Origin of the sequence: Aeromonas molluscorum 848 (assembly GCF_000388115.1) — a bacterium.
Taxonomy (GTDB): Bacteria; Pseudomonadota; Gammaproteobacteria; order Enterobacterales; family Aeromonadaceae; genus Aeromonas; species Aeromonas molluscorum.
Window position 1 is genome coordinate 1 of sequence record NZ_AQGQ01000018.1, and the last position, 23,484, is coordinate 23,484.

16 protein-coding genes, 2 pseudogenes and 1 riboswitch are annotated in these 23,484 nt (G+C 60.0%); of the genes and pseudogenes, 6 read left to right on the forward strand and 12 right to left on the reverse strand.

The window, feature by feature from the left end; translation table 11 throughout:
• The first annotated feature begins 1 nt into the window (after position 1).
• Both G113_RS04795 and G113_RS04800 read left to right on the forward strand, forming a co-directional pair.
• Positions 2-614, forward strand: a pseudogene (locus tag G113_RS04795) (response regulator).
• 92 nt (positions 615-706) lie between these two features.
• Entirely contained in the window at positions 707-1,282 is a 576-nt protein-coding gene (locus G113_RS04800) for an LON peptidase substrate-binding domain-containing protein (protein ID WP_005894464.1), read from the forward strand.
• Positions 1,283-1,773: 491 nt separating this feature from the next.
• On the opposite strand, the gene G113_RS04805 is transcribed toward G113_RS04800, so the two are convergent.
• Positions 1,774-3,861: a PAS domain-containing sensor histidine kinase gene (locus tag G113_RS04805; RefSeq protein ID WP_005894466.1), complete on the reverse strand. Its 2,088-nt coding sequence runs from the start codon at positions 3,859-3,861 to the stop codon at positions 1,774-1,776.
• Positions 3,858-5,042: an FIST signal transduction protein gene (locus G113_RS04810; protein ID WP_040318918.1), complete on the reverse strand. Its 1,185-nt coding sequence runs from the start codon at positions 5,040-5,042 to the stop codon at positions 3,858-3,860. The genes G113_RS04805 and G113_RS04810 overlap by 4 nt, the downstream gene beginning before the upstream one ends.
• Positions 5,043-5,274: 232 nt before the next feature.
• On the opposite strand from G113_RS04810, the gene G113_RS04815 reads away from it, so the two are divergent.
• A complete protein-coding gene (locus G113_RS04815; protein WP_005894470.1) occupies positions 5,275-6,183 on the forward strand; it encodes a gluconeogenesis factor YvcK family protein in 909 nt (302 codons plus the stop codon).
• 16 nt (positions 6,184-6,199) lie between these two features.
• On the opposite strand, the gene G113_RS04820 is transcribed toward G113_RS04815, so the two are convergent.
• From G113_RS04820 to G113_RS04845, 6 genes are all read right to left on the reverse strand, one after another.
• On the reverse strand, positions 6,200-6,547 hold the full coding sequence (locus G113_RS04820; RefSeq protein ID WP_005894472.1) for an Hpt domain-containing protein: 348 nt from the start codon (positions 6,545-6,547) through the stop codon (positions 6,200-6,202).
• Positions 6,548-6,830: 283 nt separating this feature from the next.
• Complete coding sequence (locus G113_RS04825; RefSeq protein WP_005894475.1) at positions 6,831-7,592, reverse strand: Nif3-like dinuclear metal center hexameric protein; 762 nt, start codon at positions 7,590-7,592, stop codon at positions 6,831-6,833.
• Positions 7,593-7,761: 169 nt separating this feature from the next.
• Entirely contained in the window at positions 7,762-9,153 is a 1,392-nt protein-coding gene (locus tag G113_RS04830; protein WP_005894477.1) for a sigma-54-dependent transcriptional regulator, read from the reverse strand.
• An 88-nt stretch (positions 9,154-9,241) separates the two neighbouring features.
• Entirely contained in the window at positions 9,242-10,276 is a 1,035-nt protein-coding gene (locus tag G113_RS04835) for a sensor histidine kinase (protein ID WP_005894479.1), read from the reverse strand.
• 106 nt (positions 10,277-10,382) lie between these two features.
• Positions 10,383-11,804, reverse strand: coding sequence for a sigma-54 dependent transcriptional regulator (locus G113_RS04840; RefSeq protein WP_040318919.1), 1,422 nt, complete (start codon positions 11,802-11,804; stop codon positions 10,383-10,385).
• 224 nt (positions 11,805-12,028) lie between these two features.
• Complete coding sequence (locus G113_RS04845) at positions 12,029-13,024, reverse strand: DUF2726 domain-containing protein (protein ID WP_083940354.1); 996 nt, start codon at positions 13,022-13,024, stop codon at positions 12,029-12,031.
• A gap of 192 nt (positions 13,025-13,216) precedes the next feature.
• Between G113_RS04845 and G113_RS04850 the strand changes: the two genes are divergently transcribed.
• From G113_RS04850 to ppx, 3 genes are all read left to right on the forward strand, one after another.
• Positions 13,217-13,729, forward strand: a complete 513-nt coding sequence (locus G113_RS04850; protein WP_005894486.1) for a glycine cleavage system protein R — start codon at positions 13,217-13,219, stop codon at positions 13,727-13,729.
• A gap of 81 nt (positions 13,730-13,810) precedes the next feature.
• Positions 13,811-15,883 carry a polyphosphate kinase 1 gene (gene ppk1 / locus G113_RS04855; protein WP_005894488.1) on the forward strand — a complete coding sequence of 691 codons (2,073 nt, stop codon included), beginning with the start codon at positions 13,811-13,813 and terminating at the stop codon, positions 15,881-15,883.
• On the forward strand, positions 15,873-17,363 hold the full coding sequence (gene ppx, locus G113_RS04860; RefSeq protein ID WP_005894489.1) for an exopolyphosphatase: 1,491 nt from the start codon (positions 15,873-15,875) through the stop codon (positions 17,361-17,363). Before ppk1 ends, ppx begins: the two co-directional genes overlap by 11 nt.
• 61 nt (positions 17,364-17,424) lie before the next feature.
• On the opposite strand, the gene mgtE is transcribed toward ppx, so the two are convergent.
• The 4 genes and pseudogenes from mgtE to flgJ all read right to left on the reverse strand — a co-directional run bounded on the left by mgtE (position 17,425) and on the right by flgJ (position 23,423).
• On the reverse strand, positions 17,425-18,765 hold the full coding sequence (mgtE, locus tag G113_RS04865) for a magnesium transporter (protein ID WP_005894492.1): 1,341 nt from the start codon (positions 18,763-18,765) through the stop codon (positions 17,425-17,427).
• A gap of 97 nt (positions 18,766-18,862) precedes the next feature.
• Positions 18,863-19,032: riboswitch (M-box (ykoK) riboswitch) on the reverse strand.
• 117 nt (positions 19,033-19,149) lie between these two features.
• Positions 19,150-20,354, reverse strand: a pseudogene (gene flgL, locus G113_RS04870) (flagellar hook-associated protein FlgL).
• Between the two features lie 3 nt (positions 20,355-20,357).
• Positions 20,358-22,358, reverse strand: a complete 2,001-nt coding sequence (gene flgK / locus G113_RS04875) for a flagellar hook-associated protein FlgK (RefSeq protein WP_005894494.1) — start codon at positions 22,356-22,358, stop codon at positions 20,358-20,360.
• A 3-nt stretch (positions 22,359-22,361) separates the two neighbouring features.
• Positions 22,362-23,423, reverse strand: coding sequence for a flagellar assembly peptidoglycan hydrolase FlgJ (gene flgJ / locus G113_RS04880; RefSeq protein ID WP_005894497.1), 1,062 nt, complete (start codon positions 23,421-23,423; stop codon positions 22,362-22,364).
• Positions 23,424-23,484 lie beyond the last annotated feature (61 nt).

The window sequence follows — 23,484 nt, forward strand, 5'->3', positions numbered from 1 at the left end:
GGTGGTCGATGATCACCCCCTGATGCGCAAGGGGATAGTGCAACTCCTGGCGCTGGAAGAGAACATGATCGTGTGCGGCGAGGCCTCCAACGGCAGTGACGCCGTCGCCATGGCCAAGGAGGCCGAACCGACCTGATTTTGCTGGACCTCAACATGAAGGGTCTCTCCGGTCTGGATACCCTCAAGGCACTGCGGGCGACGGAGAGATCACCTCCCGCGTGGTGATCCTGACGGTTTCCGATGCCCGTCAGGACGTGGTCGCCCTGCTCAAGGCAGGTGCCGATGGTTACCTGCTCAAGGACACTGAGCCCGACACCCTGCTGGCCCAGCTAAGCGACGTGATGACGGGACAGCAGATCCTGAGCGAGCCGCTGCGCCCTTATCTGGAAAACATCTACGAGCTGGATCATCTGCAGCAGAAACTCGAGAGCCTGACGCGTCGCGAAATGCAAATCCTGCGCGAAATTGCAAAGGGCCTCTCCAACAAGCAGGTTGCCTCGGTGCTCCATATCTCGGAGGGCACCGTCAAGGTGCACGTCAAGAGCCTGCTCAAGAAACTCGAGGCACAGAGCCGGGTCGAGGCTGCCGTGATGTATCTGGAACAGCGCCACTGAGCACAATGAAGCCACCCCAGGGTGGCTTTTTTCATGGTCTGGCACGGTCGCTGCATTACTCCCTCCAAGCATGAATCAACGGAGGAAGGAACATGAATAACACCACACTGGCACTGTTCCCCTTACCGTCCCACATACTGCCGGGCGGCAAGCTGCCACTGCGACTGTTCGAGCCGCGCCACCTGCAGATGCTCAAAGAGTCGTTCGAACAAGACAAGGGCTTTGGCATCGTCATGGAGGAGTCCACTCCAGCGGGCACCGCCGGGCGCATATTACCGGTTGGCACTCGGGTCAAGGTCACCGACTTCTACACCCTCAATGACGGTCTGCTCGGAGTCACTGTGCTCGGCCTGGATCGCTTCTGCATCCACAGCATGACGACAGACGAGCTGGGATTGCGCCGTGCCGAGGTAGAGCCGCTACCCAACTGGCCCAGCATCCACTCCGACTTCAGTGACGATCTGCTGGCCAACCGACTGCGGGAAGTGTTCGATCAATACCCCGAGCTCGATGAACTCTACCCGGACAAACAGTTCGAGGATGCCACCTGGCTGTGTCAGCGCTGGCTGGAAATACTGCCGATGCCCATCTATGAGAAGCAGATGCTGATTGCCAAGCAGAACAGCGAAGCAGCACGCCAATTTCTGCGGCGGCTGATCGCCCGCTGACCTCACCAGCGTCGGTGAGCTCGGATGCCACTCTGGCGGTGAAGGGGGATCTAGGCCAATGACTCTGGCATGGCGCTGACCGGATCATTCAGAAGAAGGTAAGCCGCAAGAAGGCAGGGTAAATACTTTGGATTGACATCCCGGCCCCTTGCCAAATCGTTGCAAAATGCGAAAAATATCAATATGCAAAATCACAACTCGCAATTTGCAAAAAAATGTATTCATTAGACACCAATCCTCTCCCATATTGGCCGAAACAAGTGGCTTGAAGAGAATTGAAAAGTTGGCACGTATCTTTCATATAGTTTTATACAACCCGATTTATCCCGTGCTCTCTTCAGTATTTGCTGAAGAACTGGTCAACTAACTAGTTGACCATTTTTTTACCTGTGTTTTCTCGACTCACCTCGGTTGAGGCTCACAAAACCATCACCAGCATGCCCAGAACATCTCAGGAACTTTGACCGCTCACCATGACAGGGCCATGACACTCAGCAGTGCCGCGCCAGGCAATCGCGCAGCCGCGCCAGACTAATGGGCTTGGCTAGAAAGTCCGTCATGCCCCCATCCAGACAACGGGCCCTGTCTTCGGCCATGGCATTGGCGGTCAATGCCACTATCGGCATCTGATAACCAAGCTCGCGCAGCAACCGGGTCGCCTCCAATCCGTCCATCTGCGGCATGCGCATGTCCATCAGGATGAGATCCGGCGCCTGCTCGGCCACCTGGGAGATCGCCTCCAGGCCATTGCCCGCAAGACGCACCCGGCTCACCAGCTTTTGCAACATGAGCGAGACCACGAGCTGATTGACCGGGCTGTCTTCGACCACCAGCACATCCAGAGGGCGCAATGTCAACTTAGGCGGACTGGCGCGCGCCTCACTCTCGCAGGGCAAGCTGAGCCCCGGCAGACTGAACCAGAAGCGGCTCCCTTCGCCGAGCTGGCTAGCCAGGCAAAGCTCCCCCCCCATCAAGGTGACCAGTCGCTTGCTGATGCTCAACCCGAGTCCAGTTCCCGCGCAGTGACGAGTGGCCGAGCTGTCGACCTGGGTAAAGGGTTCAAACAGGCGCGCCTGATCCCCTTCACTGATGCCGATGCCACTGTCTTGCACCTCGATGCACAGCCGTTGCCCATCCCAACCCATCCTGAGTACGACCCGGCCCCGCTCGGTAAACTTGACCGCATTGCCAAGCAGGTTGTTGACTATCTGGGACAGCCGTACCGGATCCCCGAACAGCGCGTCGGGCACGGCATCCTCCAGCTCGCAGTACAAGGTTAGCCCCTTGCCGCTCGCCATGGCGTGCAGCGGTTCCATGATGGCCTGGCAGAGGCTTCGGGGGGAGAAACGCTCGCAGTGAAGCTCCAGGCTGTGGGCCTCAATTTTGGAAAAGTCGAGCACGTCATCGATGATGGTTTGCAGCAGTCTGGCCGAGTGGGCCGCATGACCCAGCAGAGATTGCTGGGCAGGCGCCAGGGCCTCGTGTTGCAAGAGATCCAGCATGCCCATCACGGCATTCATGGGGGAGCGGATCTCGTGGGTCATCATGGCCAGGAACTGGGACTTGGCACGATTGGCGGCTTCGGCCTGATCCCGGGCCTGGGCCAGTTGCTGCTCTCGGTGGATCTGGGGACCAATGTCGCGAGCCGTCCCGCTGTAACCGCTGAACCTCCCTTGCTGATCGAAGCTGGGCTCGGCGCTCACCTCCATCCAGCGCACTGTGCCTCCTGTTTTGATGCGTACCCGCTCCGCCCGAATGGTCTGGCGCCCCTCCACCAGATGACGGAACTTCTCCCAGGGCTCCCCTTCTCGCTCATGGGCAATCTCATAGAGGCTGCGTCCCGTCTCCATGGCCATGACGCCACCCTGATAGCCGGGGGCCGAGACATAGCTGAGCCTGTGATCGGCATCCGTCTCCCAGAACCAATCCGAGGCCATGGCGGCAAAGCGGCGAAACCGGAGCTCGCTCGCCTGCAACTCCCGGGTTTTGAGCGCCACCTGCTGCTGCAACCGAGCCCGGTAAGCAATATTGACCAGCGCCTGGGAAATGAGTGGTCGGCAGCGTGCCAGCGCCGCCTTGCTTTGCAGATCCAGTCCCCCTCGGACCGAGTGGCGACACAGCAATATCCCGACAAAACCGGGGGCATGCAGACCGGTCAGCATCAGGCTGGCCCAGCCGGCCTTGCCAGCCACGGCGGCAAACTCGGGCAGTTGACCCGGGTCATAGATGACGAGAGTCTCCCCCGCCAAGGCCCGCGCGAACAGGGGGGAGCGGTGCCAGCCCCGACCGCACTCGCCGGGCTCTGTGCTGAGATGGGTGATCCCCGTGCCCTGATCCCAGGCCAGGACATCCGCCTGCTCGAAACCGATAAAAGGTTGCAGGCTGCGGATCAGGCTGTCGAGTACCTGATCCAGAGTGCGGGCCTCGGCCAGGGTACCTAATCCGGCCAACAGGGTCTGCGACTCCTGACGATATTGCTCCTCGCGCGCGCGACAGTGCACCAGCTCCATCAAGGTGGCCTGCAGCTTGTCGTTCAGGGCTTCCAGCTCCTGGTTATCGGCACTTGGAACAGGGGTCATGCGGATTCTCCCAGCAGTATCACGGCGGACACCATCAGATTGCCGTGAGCCAGCTCGCCATAAGGCAAGCGTCCCTGCTCGCCGAAAGTAAAGGGGGTAATAAAGGGGATGGCACCGAGCTGCGTCTCAAACAGGCTGCCAAATTCCTGGATACGCTCACCGAGAGCCAGTCGGCAACCTGCGCAGAAGATGAGCAGGGCACCGAAGGGACGCACCTCGCGGCAGCGGCCATAGGCAGGCTCTATGTGACCCGCCGCCAGACTACGGGCGAGGAGCCCCTCTTCGCTGCCATACATGAGCGTCAATCGCTCCCCCAGTTCGATATCGGTAAACAACCTCAACCCACCACGGGCCGTCACCGCCTCCGGGTGGGAGAGCTTGTAGTAAGGCACCCCATCCAGGGTGCCTCGCTGACGCGCCAGTGGCGCCAAGGTACTCTCCTTGAGGATAGGGCCGACCGGCAGGGCATTGAGCCCGCGCCACCTGGCATAGACCTGGGCCGCTGGCACGCCATCCAGGGTCAGCACCTCGCGCCCCGCCTTGGCCGTCACCACCCCATGATGGGCGGTGGCAAGGTAGCCGGAGTGAAACTGGAACGCCAGCTCGCAGTCCGGATAGAGCAAGGCCAGTACGACGCCCTGATCGCCCTCCCCCTCTTGCCAACAGATCTGCCAGTCGCCACTCACCCGATCGTCGGCAGCCGAGCCCCCCACTACTGGGACCTGGCTGCCAAATTCGGCCTCGATGGTCGCCAGTACGGCTTCCTCCTGACCTGGGCTGGCATGCAGCAATATCATGGCTGGCAACTCGCCTGGACGCGCCGCCTGGGCCATGGCGCCATGCAGCAGGGTACGCATCTCAATCTGGTCACCGAGCGCTCCGGCAACACCATAGCTACCCCGTTCATCGAACATGGCCGCCACCGCCAGCCCCCAGCCCTCTGCGCTGTGATAACCGGACTGGGTCTGTACGCCATGGCAAGAGCTGCACCCTATGAGGCGCGTGTTGGGATAACGGATCGTCAGCTGAGCACGCAAGATGGCGGCATCGTGGGCCTGGGTGAAGTAGACAAGCAGCAAGGCCGGCTCACCCCGCAGGGTCGTCAGGCGCTCGCACACCTCGCGACAAGCGAGCACAGAGCAGGCGGCAAGGGAGTGAGCCGTCAGAAAGTCCACTGCTATCTCCTGTTAAATCTCATTGAGCTATGACCCTTGGGAACACCCGGGATACAGGCCCATTTTTGCATCGTCCCAGACATCACGGAGAGGGCCAAGAAAATCAGGTGCAGCAATCAAGCAAAAGTCATACCCTTTGCGAAAAATTCCGCTGTTGCCGAAAAATCGGCGCAGGGACAAACAACAACATGAGGCCCATGACTACACTGGGCCATCATGAGTCAGCACGGGGATCTGTATGTGGCAGAAAAATATCAATGACTTCCAACATGTTGTCGCCATCGGCGGTGGCCACGGCCTGGGCCGGGTGCTCTCCTCCCTCTCCTTCCTCGGCGAGCGCCTGACGGGCATAGTAACCACCACGGACGATGGCGGCTCCACCGGGCGGCTGCGTCAGGGTCAGGAGTGCATCGCCTGGGGCGATCTACGCAACTGCCTCAATCAGCTGGTCACCGAACCCAGCATCGGCAGCATGCTCTTCGAGTACCGCTTTGCTGGCCGGGGCGAGCTGGCCGGTCACAACCTCGGCAACCTGATGCTGCTGGCGCTGGATAACCTGTCGGTACGCCCTCTCGATGCGATTCGTCTCATCAGCAACATGCTGAAGATTGAGAGCAAGCTGTTGCCCATGTCGGAGTTTCCCACCGATCTCAGCGCCCGCACCGCCTGTGGCAACCAGATCCTCGGCGAGGTCTCCATCGACCAGCTGGACACTCCGCCCCTCTCCCTCGCCCTCAGCCCCAAGGTGGCGGCAACCCGGGAGGCGGTGCGAGCCATTGACGAGGCCGAGATGATCGTGCTCGGGCCAGGCAGCTTTCTCACCTCCATCATGCCCCCCCTGCTACTGGCCGAGATTGCCCAGGCCATCAGCCAGAGCCGTGCAAAATTGGTCTTTATCACCAATCTGGTGGCGGAGAAGGGGCCGGCTGGCCAGATGGATCTATTGACCCAATGGCGCTGGCTCGAACAGCACATTGGCACGGGACGAGTCGATGCCATCATAGGCCCGGAGGGCCACTACCCGGCTGAGCTGGATGGTCTACTGATGACAGCCCTGCTGGGTGAGGAGGGCCTGCCCCATCGCCATGACAGGGCCAGGCTCAAAGCGGCCCTGGACAGGGCAATTCACTGGCGAAAGCGTCACTGAACCCTGACCCGCAGATTCAGGATGATGGCTGGCAGTAGTGGTTCAACTGATTGAATACCTGGGGCAGGGATTGTTGCAACTGACTGATGAGCAGACCGCTCTCGGCGCTATCCTGACGCTGGCAGGCCAGCTCCAGGGCAACCACTTGCTGCTGACTGAGCCTAGCACCATAACTGGCGCAGGAAGATTTGAGGCTGTGGGCCAGTCGTCCCAGCGCCCGCCACTCAGCCTGCTCATAAAGAGGGGGCAGCTGGGCAAGCTGCTCTCCTACCTCTTCGATAAAGACCCCGATCACCACCGGCATCATCTCTTCACCAATGTCTTCGGCCAACTGGGCCAAAACCGCCTGATCCAACAGTGTCATCTTGCCTCCTGCAATTTGGTATCCAAATAGAACATAGATCAGCGATGGCGAACAGGGGAGTCAAATCATCCCCAGGCATCCGGCGTTGGGGGATCGAAAAAATGTGATCTGGCTCCATTATTGTGAAGTCGCCCACCCCGTACCATCGCAATGGCTTGCAACAAAATTAACATTGGAGCAACAATGCGGCCCATGAGAACGAGCTTGGCTCAATAACGCCTCATCCCTTTTTGCCTGTATGGCTGCTGCGAAGAACCAGGGTAGATTTCTACCCTGGTATTTTTTATACCGGGTTGTCGATATCGACAAAGATCACCTCGAGCCCGTGCTCAGCAGCCAGCCATCCCCCCAGCGCCTTGACCCCGTATCTCTCGGTCGCATGATGGCCTGCGGCGAAAAAGTGCATGCCCATCTCCCGAGCCGTGTGTATGGTCTGCTCCGATGCCTCCCCCGAGATGAACGCATCTATGCCTTGCTCTGCGGCGAGATTGATATAGCTCTGTCCCCCGCCGGTACACCAGGCCACGGTTTCGATGAGGGCAGGCCCACTTTCGCCGCAATGTAGCGCAGGACGGCCCAGCCGTTCGCCGAGACGAGTGGCCAACGCCTGACCACTCAGGGGCTCATCAAACTTGCCGACCATGGCCACACTCTTCTTGTCCCAAGGCTCCAAACCACGACGCACCTTGATGCCAAGCAACTTGGCCAGCTGGGCATTGTTACCAAGCTCCGGATGGACATCCAGTGGCAGATGATAGGCAAACAGATTGATGTCATGGGTGAGCAGCGTCTTGAGGCGGCGTTGCTTCATGCCGGTGACGACCTCGGATTCCCCCTTCCAGAAGTAGCCATGGTGTACCAGTATGGCGTCAGCGCCCTCGGCCACGGCGGCGTCGAGCAACGCCTGGCTGGCGGTGACCCCGGTGACTATCTTGCGGATCTCGTCGCGTCCTTCGACTTGCAGGCCATTGGGACAGTAATCCTTGATGGCATGGGGCTCGAGCAGCTGATTGAGTATATTGGTGAGTTTTTGACGGCGGATCATAGGCCCCTCTGTGCCCGGGTGGGCGAGATGACAAAGGGCCATGATAATCGAGCCCGCCGACCAAGACCATGGTGGCGGGCTCACACTGATTGTCCTCGCGCATCAGCCAGACACTGCACCGGGCCTGACGCCAGGATACACCCGGCTACCTCTGTTGCTGGATGCGCGCTTAGGCGGGCAGGAGGATGCCGGCCTCACGCATCTGCGCCAGCTTGTAGCGCAAGGTGCGCGAGCTGATGCCGAGCCGCTCGGCAACGGCTTTGCGGCTGCCCTTGCAGTCGTGCAAGGTTTCCAGAATGATCTGGTGTTCCTGCTGCTTGAGCTCGCTGCCAAGCCGCTCGCCACTGAAGGCGCGCTCAGTACCGCTCACCTCTCCCGCAGAGTCCGTTGGAGTGAGTCCGACGTCGGCGACGCCCAGCGCGAACGCCCCCACGTCAGCGGGTTCCAGGATCAACTGTGCGACCCCTATCTCTCCATCGGTAGAAAGGATCAGCGCCCGCTGCACCACGTTGTCCAGCTCGCGCACGTTGCCAGGCCAGGGGTGGGCGAGCAACAGCGCCGCCGCCTGAGACCCCAGTGTTGGGGTCGGCAGCCCTTGCTGAACCGCATGGAGTGCGAGCAGGTGCTCGGCCAGAGGCAATATGTCTCCGGGCCGCTCGCGCAGGGCCCGCCAGTGCAGGGGAAACACATTGAGCCGGTAGTAGAGATCTTCACGAAACAGCCCATCTTGCACCGCTTTTTTGAGGTCGCGATTGCTGGTGGCAATGACCCGTACGTCCAGGGGGATCATCTTGCGACTGCCGAGCCGCTCGACCTCTTTCTCCTGCAAGACCCGCAGCAGCTTGGCCTGCAAGGAGAGATCCATTTCGGTTATCTCGTCGAGCAGCAGGGTACCGCCCTGGGCTTGTTCGAACTTGCCGGGACAACCCTGTACGGCGCCAGTGAAGGCCCCCTTGTCGTAACCAAACAGGGTCGCCTCCAGCATGTTTTCCGGAATAGCGGCGCAGTTGATGGCCACAAAGGCTTGCTCACTGCGAGGGGAGTTGTCATGTATGTAACGGGCCAGTACTTCCTTTCCCGTGCCACTGGGCCCGGTCACCATGACGGTGGCCTCGCTTCTCGCGACCCTCGCGGCCAGCTGGAACAACTCGGTGCTGCGCGGATCCCCATGCACCACGGCACGTTTCTCCACTTTCTGGGCCGGCACATAGCGGCTCACCTGGTTGAGCAACACCTCGGGGGAGAAGGGTTTGGCTAGATAGTCGATAGCCCCCTCACGCATGGCCCGTACGGCACCATCGATATTGGCGTAGGCGGTCATCAGCAACACCGGGATCTGGGGATAGGCCTGCCGAATGTTGCCCAGCAGGGTCAGCCCGTCCATGCCCCCCATCTGGATGTCGGAGATGACCATGTCAAAGGACTGGCGCGACAGGGCGAGCAGCGCCCGCTCACCGCTATCGGCCTCACGGCACTCGTAACCACCGAGCAGCAAGGTATCTATTAGCGCCTCGCGCAGGCCGGAATCATCTTCAACGACCAGGATCCGTGCCTGACTCATACTCGTGCTCCCAGAGACTGCACCGTCTCATTTGAATAAAACGTCAGGATGAAAACCGGGTCATCACCCAATCGGCAAGGGGCAACACTCATGCGACGACTCCCAGGGCCTGCACGCCCTCATGCAAAGGGAAAGAGAGGGTGAAGCAGCTGCCCTCCCCCGCTACCGAGGTCACCTTGACCTCTCCCTGGTGGGCTCGCACCACGGACTGCACCACCGCAAGCCCCAGACCAGTTCCCTGGCTGCGGGTCGTAAAGAAGGGTTCAAAGATCTGGGCGAGTTGTTGATGGGTCATGCCGTTGCCGTTGTCGAGCACCCTCAGCTCGACCCTGTTGTCGCTGCGCACCGCACTCACCATGAGGGAGTTGGCTCCGGCCTGGGCACCATTGGCTATCAGGTTGTTGATGGCACCAGCCAAGGCATTGCTGTTGGCAAGCAGGCAGAGGTCCGGCTCAGGTGCCTCTATGTGCAGGCTGCACTGCTGCTGATTGCAGAACACCTCGGCTCCCGCCTGCACTTCGCTCAACAACCCCTGTACCGAGATGGGCGCCACCACCTGGCTCTCGCCACTGCGGGCAAACAACAAGATGTCGCTGATCTGTTTTTCCAGATCCTGCAACCTGGCCATCAGCTTTTGCTGAAACAGGACTCGTGATTCCGGCTTGAGGGTGCGGTTGGCCAGGTTGGCGCCATAGAGCATGGCGGCTGACAGGGGGGTGCGGATCTGGTGAGCCAGGGAGGCAGCCATGTTGCCAAGCGCAGAGAGGCGCTTCATGTGGTTGACCCTGTCCTGGAGGCGGCGGGTCTCGGTGAGATCGGTGAGGAACACCAGCTGGCCAGGTTGATCCGGCAACGGCTGGGTAGAAAGCTGTACCCGGCGACCATCTCTCAGGGAGATCTCGTGGCCGTCATCGGCCCTGGGCTCGAAGCAGCGCCCTATGATGGCGCGCCAGCTCAACCCTTCCAGCGGTTCGCCGAGCAGCGCATGGGCCGCCGGATTGGCGCGAGTGATGGCCCCCTGGCCGTCGAGCAGCAGCACCCCGGTCGGCAACGCCGTGAAAATGGCATAGAGCTGACTGACTTCGTGGGACTGGACCGGGTTGTCTTGCTGTTGGCTCGTCATAAACCTGACCTCAAACGGGGAGTACGGTCAGGCTATTCAAGTTCTATGCCAGATAAATTTACTGTTTTAAATCAACCAATTATATGGGTGCGTCAAGGGGTTGACCCTAGGCTTCCTTGCTCATGCCATATTTCTTCATCTTCTCGACCAGGGTAGTGCGACGCATGCCGAGCAGATCGGCGGCCCGTGCGACTACCCCTTCCTGGGATTCCAGAGCCTGACGGATCAGCTCCACTTCCAGATCGGCCAGCATCTCCTTGAGGTTGACCCCCTCCTGGGGCAACTGCATCAGGTTGCCACTGCTCTGGCTAACCAGCAGCTCGGGCGGATCCTGGAACACGGCAGCCAGGGCATCGCGCTCATCCATCTCGGTCAGGCGGGCATCTCTGGGTTCGCAAGGCAGCAGTCGATAACGGCTCGGCAAATCCGAGACATCGACTATCTGCTGGGGATAGAGGATCAGCAAGCGCTCAAGCAGGTTGGAGAGCTCGCGCACGTTGCCGGGCCAGGGGTATTGCAGCAGGGACTCCATGGCACGCTGGGTCAGGCGAATGAAGCCCTGATGCTGCTCGGAGTGACGGTTGAGCAGCTCCTGCAGCAGCAGCGGAATATCGTCGATGCGATCACGCAGGGGCGGCGTCTCTATGGGGAAGACATTGAGGCGGTAGTAGAGATCTTCACGAAACTCCTGAGTGCGGATCATCGCCTCCAGATCCCTGTGGGTCGCCGCTATGATGCGCACATCCGCATGGATGGGTTTGCCGCCGCCAACCCGGTCAAACAGCCGCTCCTGCAACACCCGCAGCAACTTGACCTGCATCGGCATCGGCATGTCGCCGATCTCGTCGAGGAAGAGGGTGCCCCCCTGGGCGAGTTCGAAGCGGCCGCGCCGCGCCGCTATGGCGCCGGTGAAGGCGCCTTTCTCATGGCCGAACAGTTCACTCTCAAGCAACTCTGCCGGAATGGCGCCGCAGTTGATGGGCACGAAGGGGCCGCCAGCCCGGTTGGAGAGTTCATGGATGGCACGCGCCACGACCTCCTTGCCGGTCCCGGATTCGCCCAGGATCAAGACATTGGCATCGGTCTGAGCGACCTGGCTGATGAGACGGCGCACCTCTTGAATGCCCTTGCCCTTGCCCACCAGCAGCCGCAACAGCGTCTGACCCTTGTCATGGACCTGCTGTTTCGGGTGCAAGGAGACAAACGCCTGACAAAAGTGCAGATGTCGGGTAAGGGATTCATAAGAAAACGGTGCCTGGGCCACACCGATAAAGTTGCTATTGGGCAACGCTATCTCGGCCAGGGAGACGAAAGGGGTGCGGGGATATTGCTCGAGCAGCGTGCTCAGGGGACGATCCACCAGCTCGCCGATCAGCACCCCTTGCAAGGGACCCGAGGCTTCGATGGCCATGTCGAGATCCGCTTGGGCGACCTCTTGCCAAGGCATACCCATGAAGGAGAGCACTGTACCCAACTGCTGGCGCCTAGCGACATCCGTATCCACTATCAGCACGCCCATTGCCATCATATTCATCCCTCTTCACCCACTGTTTTTATTCTACCGCCACCACCTCGCGGACGAGGTCAGTGCACAAGGCGCACAAAGTGCCAAAAATTCCGGCGCCTTGTCAAAAACTGTCGCGCCAGAATGTGTACTGGCAAGCATAGCCGCAACAGATGTTGCCATTCGGAGGGGATTACCCCAATAACACTCGGTCATTCGAGTCCGATAGGCGGGATCCGACCGGTGACTCAGTGCGGTGACGTCGCCTTCAGGGTTGCGTAGCGGCACTCGGGGAAGCGGGTACAGGTGAGAAACTGCTTGCCGGCATAAGGTCCCTTGCGGGCCTCGCGCTCCAGCAGCGGCGCGGTGCAACGTGGACAAGTATGGGGGTTGGCTGGCGCCACATCGTCCTTGTCAGCGAGCTTGCCAGCCTGGTCAGTGCCTTCCTCATCCTCGTCCTCATCCAGCGGCGTTGCGGTGAACAAGCCATGGGGCATCGCCTCTTGCTCGGCACTCACTGCCAGCGTCTGGGGCACAGATCTCATCATGGGCATATCAAGGGGGAGCTTATCTACCTCTTCCTCCCGGTAATGACGGCGACCAGCCCCTTTGCTGGTGCGCCCACGCGCAGCATCGGCCTGGGGCCGAGTAAGCGGCCTGGGTGTCTCTTCCAGATCCACCGCGCCGAGGGCTTGCGGGTTGAAGGTCGGCTCGCGCCTTGCCCCCCCAGTGAGCGCCGTCTGAGGATCCAGTGCCTCCTCGTCCAGCAACAAGGCCTGCACCTGCTCCTTGAGCTCATCGAGATCGGCCGCCTCTTGCCCCGTGAGAGGTAGCAGGGGCAAGTCAGCCCGTTCACACAGTTGCTGCAACCAGCGGTCCCGGCTCGGGCGGCGTTTGCCTTGTGCCGGCGCGAGCCGCTCGATGGCACAGATGAGGGAGAGATCCTCGGGATGGCAGAGCAGGTAGTCAAACTGGCGATCCCCCATGCTGGCCAGCTGTTTTTGCCATTTTCCCTTGCCGACCCCTTTGCCCGGCAACAGCACGTCTTTGAGCCGCACATGGGTAAAGAGTCGCACCTCCTCTTGCAGCAGTGCCTGCAACGCCTCGAACTCACGATGGCGATCCGGGGTCATAAGTGTCTCTTGCAAGGAGCAGGAAACGCTCCTGGCACGGCGGGCACGCCAAGCCAGCAGGATCAGGACGAGGGCCAGTACTAACAGACCGGGTAACAACAAGCCATTCATGGAGGGGGCAATCCGACAGACGAAAGAGGGGCATAATATTACCACAACCTCCGGTCACAACCGCTATCTGTCACGGCGCCAGCAGCAGACTCTGCCATTGGCAGAATAATTTCGGTTTTGGTTGGGTCAGGGGGTTCATCTCACCTGCAACGGCAGGCACAATGAAGTGGACTCACACACAAGGAGAGCAGGATGCAAAAGCAATTGGTTGTCACCGTAATAGGTGCAGACAGACCCGGCATAGTGGAAGAGTTGGCCGCCCTCATCAGCCAGCATAGTGGCAACTGGCTCGCCAGTTCCATGAGTGAGCTGGCCGGCCAGTTTGCCGGTATCCTCCAGATCAGCGTTGACGATGGTCACTACCGCGGCCTGTGCGAGGCGCTCTCCCTGCTGGCCGGGCTCAAGGTGAGCTTCGCCGAAGGGGTGCTCGGTGCCGAACCCGAACGCCAGCTGATGCTGACGGTCACCGGCAACGACAGACCGGGAATTGTCCATGAAGTTGCGAGCATCTTGCGCCAGCTCGGTGCCAACGTCATCGACCTGACCACGGGCTGCGAGGCCGCCCCCCATTCCGGGGCCCCCCTCTTCTATGCCCATGCGCTGGTCGCCCTGCCCCAGGAACTGGCCCTGCCGACACTTATCGACTCTCTGGAGTCCCTGTCGGACGATCTGGTGGTCGACATAGATCAAGACGTAGAAGATTGATGCCGCTGTCATTAAAGCGTCACAAAACCGTCATCTAATGAGGCCCATTCGTTCCACGGGATTGGATAAACAGAGGCACTGATGAGCACCGACAAGCTGTATGAAGAGAAGGAACTGAGCTGGCTCTCTTTTAACGAGAGGGTGCTGCAGGAGGCGATGGACAAGACGGTGCCGCTCATCGAGCGGATCCGCTTCCTTGGCATTTTCTCCTCCAACCAGGACGAGTTTTTCAAGGTGCGGGTCTCCGAGGTGAAGCGGCGCATCCTGATCAATGAAGTCCATGGCGGTGATGATGAGGCCAAGGGGTTGCTGCGCGCCATCCAGCAAAAAGTGATGGCGCTTGGCGAAGCCTTCGACAACACCTACAAGGAGCTGCTGATAGCGCTCGCCCGCCACAACATCTTCCTGGTCAACGAGAACCAGCTCTCCGACAACATACAGCAGTGGATGCGGCTCTTCTTCAAGGACAAGGTGCAACGCCACCTGATCCCCATCTTGCTCAACAAGGAGGTGAACCCGGTCAAGTTCCTCAAGGACGAGTACACCTACCTGGCGGTGGAGATGAAAAAGCAAGGCCAGGTGATCCAATATGCCCTGGTCGAGGTGCCGACCGACGACTTGCCCCGCTTCGTGCAGTTGCCCGCCGAGGGTACCCGCCGCAAGAAGCAGATCATCATACTCGACAACATCATCCGATCCTGTCTGGACGACCTGTTCAAGGGCTTCTTCGACTATGACGAAATCGCCGCCTACGCGGTCAAGCTGACCCGGGATGCGGAGTACGACCTCTCCGACCAGCTCGATCTCAGCCTGGTCGACAAGATGAGTGACGGCTTGAAGCAGCGGCTCACCGCCATGCCGGTGCGCTTCGTCTATGAGCGGGAGATGCCGGCCGCCATGATAAGCTTCCTCAAGCTCAAGCTGCAGATAAGCAGCTATGACGCCATCATGTCCGGGGGGCGTTATCACAACTTCAAGGACTTCATCGGCTTCCCCAACGTGGGGCGTGACTACCTTGAAAACCCCAAGCTGCCCGCCCTGGAGTGCCGGGATTTTGATGGTTTCGTCAATGCCTTCGATGCCATCGCCAAGCAAGACATCTTGCTCTACTACCCCTATCACAAGTTCCACCATTTCACCGAGCTGGTGCGTCAGGCGGCCTTCGATCCGGCAGTCAGCGCCATTCGCATCAATATCTACCGGGTGGCCAAGAAGTCGCGCATCATCCACTCTCTGGTCGATGCCGCCAACAATGGCAAGAAGGTGACTGTGGTGGTCGAGCTGCGGGCTCGCTTCGACGAGGCGGCCAACATCGACTGGGCCAATGTCTTGACCGACGCCGGGGTCAAGGTAGTGTTCGGGGTGCCCAGTCTCAAGATCCACTCCAAGCTCTGTCTCATTACCCGCCTCGAGCAGGGGGAAGCCGTGCGCTACGCCCATATCGGCACGGGCAACTTCAACGAGAAGACTGCCAAGAGCTACACCGACTTCTCGCTGCTGACCCGCAACCCCGACATCACCGCCGAGGTGGAGGGCGTATTCGAATATATCGAGTACCCCTACCGGCGCTACAAGTTCAACCACCTGCTGGTCTCCCCCATCAACTGCCGTCGCCAGCTCTATCGCCTCATCGACAACGAGTTGGCCAACGCCAAGGCGGGACAGCCCAGCGGCATCACCCTCAAGATCAACAACCTGGTGGACAGGGATCTCATCAATCGCCTCTATGCGGCGGGGCAGGCCGGGGTGCCCATCCAGATGATAGTGCGCGGCATGTGTGCCCTGCGCCCCGGGGTGCCGGGCCTGAGCGACAACATCAGAGTGATCAGCATCATAGATCGCTTCCTCGAGCATCCACGAGTCATGGTGTTTCACAACAAGGGCAATGTGCAGCTCTATATCTCCAGCGCCGACTGGATGAGCCGCAACATTGACGGCCGTATCGAGGTGGGCACCCCCATCTATGACGATCGGCTCAAACAACGCATCCTGGATATACTGGAGTTGCAACTGAGCGACACCACCAAGGCGCGGCTCATCGATGCAGAACAGCAGAACCTGTACGTAAAACGGGGCAACAGGCGCAAGATCCGCTCCCAGGTTGCCACCTATGACTATCTCAAACGCATCGAGTCAGCCCCCCATGGACACTAGCCTCTACGCCGCCGTCGATCTTGGCTCCAACAGCTTTCATATGGTCATCGCCCGTCTCACCGACGGGCGCATGCAGATCATCGACCGGCTCAAGGAGCGGGTTCGACTGGCGGAAGGGATGGATGAACAGCGCAACATGTCGGCCGAGGCCATGGCCCGTGGCCTCGACTGCCTGGCGCTGTTTGCCGAACGGCTCAGCAATATACGCCCGGATCAGATCCGCATCGCCGGCACCTATACCCTGCGCCGGGCCAGCAATGCCCGCGAGTTCGTCGCCAAGGCCGCCAGCCTGCTTCGCCATCCCGTCGAGGTGATCAGCGGCCAGGAGGAGGCGCGGCTCATCTATCAGGGGGTCGCCCATACCCAGCATCTGGAGGGGCAGGTGCTGGTGGTCGACATCGGGGGCGGCAGCACCGAGATCATCATCGGCGAGGGCTTCACTCCCCTGGCCCTCACCAGCCGCAAGATGGGCTGTGTCAGCTTTACCCAGCTGTTCTTTCCGGGAGGAAAAATAGGGAAGACCCAGCTCGACACCGCCATCCTGGCGGCTCATCACCAGCTCGATCCTGTGCTGGCGCAGTACAAGCATCTCGGCTGGCAGAGCTGCCTTGGCAGCTCTGGCTCCATTCGTACCGTGCATGATGTGCTGGTGCAGGAGGAGCTGACCGAGGGAGGCATCACCCGTGAGGCGCTGGCCCGTCTGGCAGAACTTATCCTCAGTCACAAGAAAGTGTCCGCCCTCAAGTTCAACGGTCTGCCAGCCGAACGTCAGGAGGTGTTCGTCGCCGCCGTCGCCATCCTGATTGCCCTGTTCGAGGCGCTGCCCATCGAGCGGATGGACTACTCGGATGGCGCCCTGCGCGAGGGACTGCTCTACGAATTCGAAGAGCGGTTGCAGCATCACGACATTCGCGAGCGGACCGCCCTGGCGCTGGCCAGCCACTATCGCATCGATGGCCGCCAGTCGACCCGGGTCGAAGAGAGCGCCCTCGCCCTGTTCGACCTGCTGGCCGATGAGTGGCAGCTCGAAGCCGAGCCTTATCGCGCCATCTTGCGCTGGGCCGCCCAATTGCACGAAATTGGGCTCGCCATCAACTATGGTGGTATTCATCGCCACTCGGCCTACATATTGGCCAATACCGACCTGCCCGGCTTCAATCAGGACGATCAGACCCTGCTGGCCACCCTGGCCCGCTTCCACCGCAAGGCCCTCAAACTCGCCGAGCTACCCGCCCTGCCCAATCATGACGAGCAGACGGTACTGCGCTGCATCCGCATCCTGCGACTGGCGGTTGCCGCCAATCACAGGCGGATAGATGGTCTCCTGCCCCCCTGGCAGGTGGCGGTCAAGGACGACGGTCTCACCCTGGCGTTGCCCGCCGCCTGGTGCGATGCGAACCACTTGCTGATGCAGAACCTGGAAAAAGAGCAGACATACTGCGCAGAGCAAGGCTGGCAGCTCGACTTTCAGCTCACCTGATCCGATCCCGGCATGAAAAAAGGCAGCCCCTGGGCTGCCTTTTTTCGTTTCATCGCGCCCGTCAGTTGAGGTCGGGCAGAATTAGCTTGGCTATCTCGAAATAGATGATGAGACCTGTGCCATCGACCAGGGTCGAGATGAAGGGGGCTGATGCCACGGCCGGATCCAGCCGCAAGCGGCGCAGCAACAGCGGAATGATGGAGGCGACAACGGCGCTCCACAGCACGATGGCGATGATAGTCAAAGTCACCACCACGCCCACTTCCACCCCAACCCCGAGACTCCAGGCCCGCACCCAGGCGGCCAGGGCCATGGCCACCGAGACCAGCATGGCGGTCGTGATCTCCTTGCGTAGCACTGTCCCCAGATTGCGAAGACTCACCTCCCCCACCGCCATGGCGCGCACCAGGGTGGTGGTGATCTGGGTGCCGCTGTTGCCCCCGGAGCCAATGAGCAGCGGGATGAAGAATGCCAGTGAGATGGCCGCCTCCAGCTGCTCTTCAAAGGCGCGCAGCACAGTGCCGGTATAGGCTTCGGCCACGAACAGAATGAGCAACCAGGCGATGCGTTTACGCCACAACTGCCAAGGGGTGGCATGCAGGTAGGGCACCTCAAGGGGAGATGAGCCCCCCTGCAGTTCGGCATCCTCGGTGGATTCGAGCTCGAGTATGTCGGCCGCATCATCCAGGTGGAAGATACCAAGCAGGCGACCATCGGACTCGACCGGCAGGGAGAGCAGATCCCGCTCCACCACCATCCGCGCCGCCAGCTCCTGATCCATGCGGGCATCAAGACGGATAAGATCTTTATCCATCAGCTCGCATACCGCACGCTCTGGCTCGGCCACCAGCAGTGTCTTGAGGGAGAGATAGCCGAGCAGCTGACCTCTCTCATCCACCACATAGATATCCTGGAACACCTCGGCGTTGTCCCAGGCATCGTGGATCCGCTGCCGGGCGCTGGCAATGGACTCCTCCCCTTTCAGGGTGAAGAAGTCGTGGCGCATGTGCGCCCCCACCGACTCGCTCGGCCAGCTGAGCAACCCCTCGAGTTGGACACTCGCCGCCGATGGCAGATTCGCCAGCAAGGTGGCGCGATCCCGCTTGCCCAGGCTGCGCAACATGGCAAGCAGCTCCCGGCGCGGGATCTTGTCCTGCACCAGCGTCAGCACACTCGGGTGCAGGCGCAGCAAGAGCCGGGCACCGCTGGTGCGGGCTAGCATGCCAAGCAGGCGGGCCCCGTCAGGCCCCAGGGTGTCAAACAGACAGTTGAGCTCTTCCTGGCGCAGGGCGAACAGTTGGGCGGCCCGCGCATCCGGGGCCAGCTCGTTGTCGAGCCAGGCTTGCAGAGTGGGCAGGTCAAGCAGTTGATGACGGTTCAGTAACAGATGTGTTTTCTTCATCACATATGAGCCTTTGTGATCCCGGCAGGGATGGGCTGATAAGAAAACAGCAATTGATGGACGAGAAAATAGGCAGGAAATGACGCCGTTCGGCGTGTCACCATCCCCACGTACCAGCTTTAGCACTGCATAACGTATCCGGCGAGCCGGAAGCCACTTGGGTTAACACCTTAATCCGATGATAACTGTCCTGAGCTTGGGCGTCTCTCGACGTCGTGAGATCAGTGGCCTGTGTTTATGCAGGAGCCTCGCCTAACGAGATGCTGCGAAAAAAAGCAGGCAGATGCCACGCACCTTGCCTGCCCTGTCATGGTCGGTCAGACCCGCGATGGAGTCAAACGATATGAGTCTTTATTAACAATCCCTTACAACTCTCAGTTCCCGTTAGCGAATATAGTCGAACAGGGTCAGCTTGCTGATGTTGCTAAAGGCTTGCTGCGAGGCACTCATGGCCGCGTTCTCCTTGGAGAGGGTCGAGATCACCTCGTAGAGATCTATCTCGGACACCTTGGCCCTGGCCTGCTGATTGAGGGTATCGAGCCCGGTGTTGGAACTCATGACCTGTTCCAGGCTGTTCATCCGCCCTCCCAGGGCGCCGAGCCCGCTATCCATGCGCTGACGTGCATTGCTGAGGTGGGCCTGGGCATCTTGCGCGCTCAACTGGAAGTCGCCATTGGTGATATTGGGATCACGCAGGGCGCCGATAAAATCGGAAATGCCATTGAGAATATTGTCGTTCTTCGGCTGATCCAGAGAGAACTCCTGCACTGTACCCGCCCCCTGGTCCAGATTGAGGGTGAGGCCGTTGAAATTGATATCCTCCCCTGCCACATAGTCGCCATTTTGCAGCACATTGCCGCCCACGTCCGTGATCTGGTAGCTATCCGGCACCCCCGCCACTGTGGTGACTGTGTATTTGTTGCTGGCCAGGGCACTGTCGTAGTTGGTGCGATAGAAATTGTCGAACTGTCCCTGGGCTCCCACCTTGACCTGGATATTGCCGGTATCGGCACTGGCAGTGCGCCGGGTCGGCACCGTCTCGAACAGATCCAGACCCGAATCATTGGCGGGGATGCGCACCGTGGAGGAGACCTGGATCTCCCGCTGACCGGTATCGCCCTGGAATACATAGTTGCCGCCGGGATCTTTCACAAAGGGCTGAGTCTTGCTCTGGTTGCCGCCGAAGATGTACTCCCCTTGTGAGTTCTTGCTGTTCATCAGGTCGAACATCTGCTGCTGCAGCCCTTCCAGCTCCTTGGCCACGGACTCGCGATCCGCCTGGCCCAGGGCCGAGTCGTTCGATTTTTGCATCAGGGTCTGGGCACTGAGCATGGCATCGTTGAGGGAGCTGAGTATGGTCTCCTCATGACCCAGGCTGTTCTCCAGCAGGCTGCCGTTGACGCCATACTGCTGGAACAGGTCTATCTCCTTGGTGAGCGCCATCTTCTGGCTCATGCCGGAGGGACTCCTCCCCGCGTCTTGAACTTGTCACCGGAGTAGAGCTGTTCATAGGCCGTATTCTGCCGCTCGGCCGCCGCACTCAGGGAGGAGAGGCCGCGGTTGTACATCATGTTGGTGGTGATGCGCATGACTTACCTCACTGAGGACAACAGGGTGTCGAAGATGGTTTTGGCGGTGCTGACCACCTGGGCCGAGGCGGCATAGGCCTGCTGGAAACGAATGAGATTGCCCGCCTCCTCATCCAGGCTGACCCCGGAGACGCTCTCGAATATTTCGTTGCTCTGCTCCAGCTTGCCCTTGTTGGCCAACATTTCGGTATTGGCCTGACTGGTCTTGTTGCCCACCCCGACCACCAGCCCGGTATAGGCCTCGTTAAAGGTCATCTTGTCATTGCCACTGGTTGAGCTGCTGCTTTTGCGGACCAGATCCTTGTTCTGCAACTCGGCCAGGGCCAGGCCGTTGGCGTTGTCGGAGAAGCCGTTCTTGTTGTAGCTCAGGGTGAAGCTGTCATTGGCCTGAACCTGGCCCGTGATGCTGAATTCATAGCCAGGGCTCTGACCCGGATCGGCATACACCTTGGGGCCACCCAGGGGACTCTCGAGGGCGGCCATCAGGTTCTGGCCCTTGCTGCTGGCAGGGGCCACACCGATGAGGGTGGTGCCATCGGCACCATACACTTCGTAGTTACCACTGTCGTCAACCTTGACCACTTGCGGCGCATTCGGGTCCAAGTTGTTGTTGGCAAAACCGGAGCCTGCCCCCGTGTTGCCTATGGTGCCGAGAGAGATGATGCCCGAGCCCAGATTCTGGCTGTTTTTATCGGCCTTGAGGGGAGAAGCCAGCGCCAGATCCTCGGCGCGGTTGATCAGCTTCTCAATCCCGGCTGCCGCCTGCTTGGTCGGTTGCAGCAATATCTTGTCCCCTGCCGCTGGCGTGCCGGACAAGTCGATGGAGATGCCATGACCCGGCACCTCGAAACTCGCGGGCGGCGTGCTGCCGGTGGCAATGGAGGAACGCTTGCCATCACTGCCGATGGAGAAGACCTCAAAGCCAGTGGCACTGCTGAAACTCACCTCATAATCGAGGGCCGTCACCTCGCTCCCCTTGCCGGGCACAAAGTTGACCATAGCCTCCCCCGAACCTGTGTTCTTGGCAAAGGGCAGACCTTCGCTGCTGGGCAAGGAGAAGAGGTCGCCACCGAGTTCGTTGTCGAGATCCATGCCCAAGCGATTCTGCTGATTCATGGCATCGGACAAGGAGATGGCGAGCTGACCCAGTTCACGCTTGGTCGGTTCGAGATCGCGACGGGCAGAGAAGAGGCCGCCAAGGCCGCCCCCCAGTACCTTGTTGTCTATCTTGGCCTGATTCTTACCGAGATTGAGCTGCAGCTCCTTGTCCCTGGAGTCGGGATCCCCGGGGATGACACTGAACTGGGCCACGGAGCCATCAAGCACCAGCGAGTGGCCCGAACTCATGTTGACCAGCACGCTGCCATTTGGCTGAGTGACGGTGCGGATATCCATCTTCTGTGACAGCTGGGCAATGGCATTATCGCGCTGATCGTAGAGCATCAGGTTCTCTTCCCCTGTGCCCTGGGTGCGCACTATTGCCTTGTTGATCTCGTTGATGTTGCTCAGCAGGCTGTTGACCTGCAGGGTCTCGTCATCGATGCGGTCGTTGATGACATCGCTCTGCTTGTCGAACTGGGACGAGAGCGTATGGAAGCGGTTTACCATGCTGCCAAGCCCGGTGAGGGTGGTATTGCGCGAGCCCAGATCCGCCGGCGACTCGTTGGCAGTATGAAACCCCTTGAAGTAGGCGGTGATGGCCGTGCCGACGCTATTGCTGGTATCCCCCAGCAGGCTGTCCACAGTAGAGAGCTGTTCGAAACGCATGGAGGAAGCGCTGAAGGCGGAGGTATCCCGGCGCAGTTCGCCTTGGGCATACTGGTTGATCACCCGCTCGCTCATGCTCTCACCCGTGCCAAAGCCGATGGCATTGGTGTAGATCAGGGTGCGTTCACGGGTATAGCCCTGGCTATTGACGTTGACGATGTTGTTACTGGTGGTTTGCAGCAGTTTCTGATGCGCCAGTACCCCAGATGTTCCTATCCCAAGCAGATCGCTTGCCATGCTTTACAGCTCCGTGTCTGTGTATTGGGCAATGGGTCCACTGCGCAATACCTGTTTCAATTTATTGGCATACTGGGGGTCGGTGGCATATCCGGCCTGCTGCAGCGCCTCAAAATAGCGATCCGGGCTGTCAGCCTTGGCCAAGGCGCCCTTGTAACGGCTCCCGGATGTCAGGAAGTCAACATAGTCATTGAAGCTCTCTTCGAACGAGTCGTAGGAGCGAAACGCCGCCTTCTGGCGAGAGGCGACTCCCTGCTCATACTCCAGCGTGCTGACCACGGCCTTGTCCCCTTGCCAGCGCTGATCAGCCTTGATGCCAAACAGGTTATGGCTCATCTGACCGTCTCCATCCTTGATGACCCGTTTACCCCAACCGCTCTCGAGGGCAGCCTGGGCAACCAGTACAGCCGGATTCAATCCCAGCTTGTCGGCGGCCTTCTTGGCCAGGGGCATCAATTTGCTGACAAAGTCGCTTGGCGAGTCAAAACCGGTGCTCGTCGAGGCATCGCGCAGTCCCTGGGGGGCCTGCTGCCCCATGGCGGGTATGCTGCGATGGCGCTTGCCAACCGTGGTACTGCCGGCCAGCTCTCCCGACTCCATGGTCTTTTCAGCAAAATCCTTGCCAACTTTAGAGGCTTCGATCAGACCATGCTCGCTGCCGGTCGGTGCCACATAGGGTTTGTGCGCCCGTTCGGTGCGCTGGGGCAACTTGAGCACACGGCCATCTTCGTGTTTGAAGCTGTCAGGGGAGAACTGCTTGACCACCATGTCGGCCAGCCCCAGTCCCCCTTTCCCTGACATGTCGGAGACCCGTTGCTGGTCGAGCATGCCTTCGTAGAACTGGGTGTAGCTGCTGCTAAAGGGGTTGTCCGCGGTCAATGCCTGGCTCGCCTCGCGCATACCCTTGAACAACATCTGGCTGAAGATGGATTCGAACTGGCGGGCTGCCGACTGGAGTGCCTGCTGCTTACCCTCTTTGGTCAGGCTCATTTGACGCAATTTATCCAGGTTCTGGATATCCTGCACCATGCCCAAATCCACGCCTTTATTGTCGATATTCGCCATCTTGCTTACCTTCTTTGCCGCCTGTGGCAAGCCCTTGCCGGTTGGCTGCCACGGGGCAGCC